Here is a 4,310-nt window from a genome sequence, read left to right on the forward strand (position 1 = left end):
TGAGGCGTTGTTTCTCACCACCGCTCAATTTATTTCCTCTGTCACCAATATTTGTTTCGAAAGCATCCTCCTTTTGTGCGATAAAAGTATAGGCATTTGCCACTTTTGAGGCATCAATTATTTCGGGTTCGCTTGCCCCATCTTTACCTAGAGAAATATTGTTGTTAATCGTATCGTTAAACAAAATAGGTTCCTGCGTTACAATGCTGATATGTTCTCGCAAAGATTGCAATGTATAGTCTTTTATATTCACTCCGTCGATCAATAATTCCCCCGAACTTACGTCGTGAAAACGCGGCACCAGATCGGCTAGCGTACTTTTCCCTGCGCCACTGCTGCCCACCAAGGCAACTGTTTTTCCTTTAGGAATTATCAAATTTATTTTGTTCAAAACTTGCGTATTTCCGGCATAGCCAAAACTTACATTTCTAAATTCAATTTGATGATTAAACGCTAATTTTTCTTTACCATTGTCTTCGATAACTGTTGGGGTATTCAACAATTCTTCAATTCTGTCTAAAGCTGCACCACCGCGCTGTATATTAAAGAAAGAAGTCGATAAAGTTTTTGCAGGATTGATTATAAAAGCAAACATGGCAATGTAAGCCAATAAATCGCCGCCCGCTAAAGATTTATATCTGATAGCCAACAAACCACCAAAAAATAAAATTGCAGCCAAAACAATTACACCTAGCACTTCAGTCATGGGGGAAGCCATATCTCTACGACGTGCCATCCTGTTGCGTACATTGAACATCCTTACATTTACTTCATCAAATTTTCCGTGCAGTAATTTTTCTGCTAAGAAAGCCTTTATTACACGTATTCCAGTAAGCGTTTCATCTAAAATGGACAAAGCAATACTTAATTGTTCGGACATTTCTTTAGATTGTTTCTTTAATAAACGACTTACACGCCCAATAATAAAGCCTGTAAGCGGTAATAATATAAGTAGGCCAATTGAGAGCGCAGGACTAATAATGACCATCGCAATTAAATACCCAATAATGGTGACGGGGTCTTTAATTAGACCTTCTAAAGTACTGACTACAGATGAATCTACTTCGTTGACATCATTTGTCATTCGTGATATAACATCCCCTTTTTTCTGTTCTGTAAAATATCCGATGGGCAATTGTAATGTTTTTACATACATTTCGTCACGTAAATGTTTTATAATAGAACTTCTAATTGGGGTAGATAGGTACGCTGCGGCATATATGAAGATTTTTTTTAAAAGAGTAGATACAATAATGATAATGCAAACGGCGGCAAGTGCATATAATCTTCCATCGTTTAGTATTAATTTATTAAGCAGGTCTGAAATGCTGCTTCCAATTGCTTTAGATTTAATTAGATTACTTGTAGCGCTGTCGTTGCTGTCGGTTACTATCAGCGAAATGAAAGGCGCCAACATGCCAATAGAAACAATGCCAAACAATGTACCCAGAACGGTAAAAATGCCGTAGGCGGTTAGTTTTGCTTTATGAAAACCGAGATATTTAAAAATGCGTTTAAATTTCTTCATAATTTGAATTAGAATAGAAGGGCAAAAGTAACTAATTTTACAGCCAATTAAACACAAAGATTATGGAAGAAGGGAAAAGACAGAAACAAGTAGCCGCAGTCATAAAGGAAGAAATGAATCATATTTTCAGGCATCTGGGACTGAATATGATTTTCGGAGGTATGGTCTCCATTTCGGATGTAAAAATTACACCCGATTTGTTGGAAGCACGCATTTATCTTAGCTTCTTTCAAGTGCAAGATAATGAAGCTGCTTTAAAATTGATTGAGCAAAAAGCTTGGGAAATAAAAAAGGAGCTCTCGCAAAAAGTAAAGACACAACTTCGTCGCATTCCGGTAATTCATTATTATGCGGATGATACTTTGGAAAATGTTTTCCATATGGAAGAATTATTTAAAAAACTAAACGAAAGTTCCGGAAAGGCATAGGTTCTGTTGTCGATTGCATTTTTATAATAACAAATTGTTCATGAAATTCCTTTTTGCCTGGCGATATTTTAAATCGAAAAAATCTACTAACGTAATAAATATTATTGCGTGGATAAGTGTGGTGGCCATTGCTGTTGGCTCAGCTGCTCTTATTCTTGTACTAAGTGTTTTTAACGGGTTTGAAGGATTGGTGAAATCAATGTATGGAGATTTTTATCCTGACTTGCGTGTTTCTGCATCTCATGGAAAATATATGCAGTTGCAACCTTCGATATTGCAAAAGATTCAACGAATAAAGGATATAAAAAACATAAGCCTCACGATTGAAGAAAAGGCACTTTTAGTGAATGGAGATTACCACCAGTCCATTGTATTCTTAAAAGGAGTAGATAGCAATTATCGAAATGTGGTAGCTATTCCAAAACACATTACAGCCGATGGGAAATATGATCTAGGGCAAAAAATGAACCCCGCCTTGGTTCTAGGCGCAGGTATTGCTAGTGCTATAGGAGCTGATTTATATTCTACGGATCCACTAACTATTTTTTTGCCAAACAGAAATAGTGAGAGTTTTAGTGATATGCAGAGCGCCATGAATTCTTTCAATATTCGGGAAACAGGCATATTTAGAATCCAAGAAGATTTTGATAATAAATATGCTTTTACTAACATTGACTTCTTGCGGTATATGGTGGAGCTGCCTAATAATTTTTATAGTGGGATTGCAATTTCTCTCGCCAGAGATGCCAATCTTGATCTGGTGCAGAGTGAGCTTCAAACGCTCATGGGAAAGGAGTTTAAGGTGGAAACACGCTATCAACAAAACCAAGGATTGTTTAGCGTCATGCAAATGGAGAAATGGATTATTTATATTATTCTTTCTATTATTTTAATCATCGCAGCATTTAATATGGTAGGAGCTTTAACGATGTTGATATTGGAGAAAAGAAAAGATATCGCTGTATTAAAAGCGCTAGGGGCAAACAATAATTTTATTCAAACAATATTTTTGAATGAAGGTCTTTTATTGGCCGGAATTGGAGGTCTGTCAGGCATGTTAATAGCATATATTATTTGCTTTCTTCAGGAAAAATTTCATCTACTCAAATTAGAAGGAGGCTCCTTTGTGGTTGATTATTATCCTGTTAAAATGCACGTCGCCGATTTTGTATTAGTAGGAGTCACTATTTTTGTCGTGGCTGTTTCTGCTGCTTGGATTCCTGCCAAGAAGGCCTCTACTAAAGAGTTTTCACTGAAAAGTGGCGGATAATTTTGTGCGCTATAGATCTATATATTCTAAATTTTATTCTTTGAACCCATTTAGATGCAATCTCCTAATTGCATCTAAGAACTTCTAAAGTAATGTTATACTTCCATCACTTTTAATTTAACAAAATATAGTTTGTTTATAAATTTTATAATTTCCTTAAAGGTTTGTTTTATAGCTTAGCCCTCGTATTTGAAAAAGTACTGTTGGACTAAATTGCTTCGCCATATATTTTTTAATGTCTAATTAAATAAATTTTATGGTAAAATTTCTATCTCGATTCAAAAGTTCATTACGCAACTTTTCTTACCCTGCATTGGCAGCTTTCTTTATGGGGTTTTTGTTTTTCCCCGCATCTTCCATGGCACAAAAAACGAAACCGACTTTTAGCGCAACGCTTATTAACATTGAAGCCGCAACGAATGCTACCTTCACATTTAATACGACCTTGCATAATACGCTAACCCAAGCAGCTACGTATAATTTGAATGTAGTACTTCCGTCGGGTTGGACGTCTTCTTTTAGAGTGGAAGGTAGTCAGGTAACGTCGGTTAAGGTGCAACCTAATCAAACGGAGTCAATTACAATTCAATTTTATCCGGCGCCTTCTGCAAAACCAGGAAAGTACAATATTCCTGTAACGGCGATTTCGCAAGATGGTAGCGATACTTTGTCGCTCCAATTGCAAGCCGTGGTAAAAGGGTCCTATGCATTACAGCTTACAACGCCTTCGGGCAGATTAAGTGATAATGTAACAGAAGGTTCTCAAAAACAGATTCAATTAGTTGTAAATAATTCTGGCAGTATTGCTTTAAAAGATATTGATTTATCTGCGCAAACACCTACTGACTGGGAGGCTACTTTTGAACCTTCTAAAATCGATAATTTGCAACCTGGTAAATCTGTAACGGTAACTGCAACCCTTAAAGTTCCAGATAAAACGATTGCCGGGGATTATGTAACGACTTTCAACGCAAAAGAAACCAATGTAAATGCGACTGCTACTTTTCGCATGACTGTTGAAACATCCATCCTCTCCGGATGGATTGGAATTTTAGTTATTTTAATCGCTATTGGTATTATTTAT

4 protein-coding genes are annotated in these 4,310 nt (G+C 36.4%); 3 read left to right on the forward strand and 1 reads right to left on the reverse strand.

What is annotated here, in order from left to right; all coding sequences use genetic code 11:
- Positions 1-1,528: ABC transporter ATP-binding protein (locus tag ACQR30_RS09880; RefSeq protein WP_429734546.1), on the reverse strand; the 1,528-nt coding region annotated here is incomplete at its 3' end.
- A 62-nt stretch (positions 1,529-1,590) separates the two neighbouring features.
- On the opposite strand from ACQR30_RS09880, the gene rbfA reads away from it, so the two are divergent.
- From rbfA to ACQR30_RS09895, 3 genes are all read left to right on the forward strand, one after another.
- The gene (gene rbfA / locus ACQR30_RS09885; RefSeq protein ID WP_429734548.1) at positions 1,591-1,956 is read left to right on the forward strand and encodes a 30S ribosome-binding factor RbfA; all 366 of its coding nucleotides are present in this window, start codon (positions 1,591-1,593) and stop codon (positions 1,954-1,956) included.
- A gap of 40 nt (positions 1,957-1,996) precedes the next feature.
- Positions 1,997-3,226 (forward strand): FtsX-like permease family protein, encoded by a 1,230-nt coding sequence (locus ACQR30_RS09890; protein ID WP_429734550.1) that lies wholly within the window; start codon positions 1,997-1,999, stop codon positions 3,224-3,226.
- Between the two features lie 256 nt (positions 3,227-3,482).
- The coding region (locus tag ACQR30_RS09895; RefSeq protein WP_429734552.1) for an NEW3 domain-containing protein at positions 3,483-4,310 on the forward strand (828 nt) is incomplete at its 3' end.

Source organism: Arachidicoccus sp. (genome assembly GCF_050436765.1).
In the GTDB taxonomy this organism is placed as follows: domain Bacteria; phylum Bacteroidota; class Bacteroidia; order Chitinophagales; family Chitinophagaceae; genus Arachidicoccus.

Excerpts from the sequence above, each read along its gene's own strand:
- rbfA (WP_429734548.1), top strand. The coding sequence starts at position 1,591 with ATGGAAGAAGGGAAAAGACAGAAACAAGTAGCCGCAGTCATAAAGGAA.
- ACQR30_RS09890 (WP_429734550.1), top strand. The coding sequence starts at position 1,997 with ATGAAATTCCTTTTTGCCTGGCGATATTTTAAATCGAAAAAATCTACT.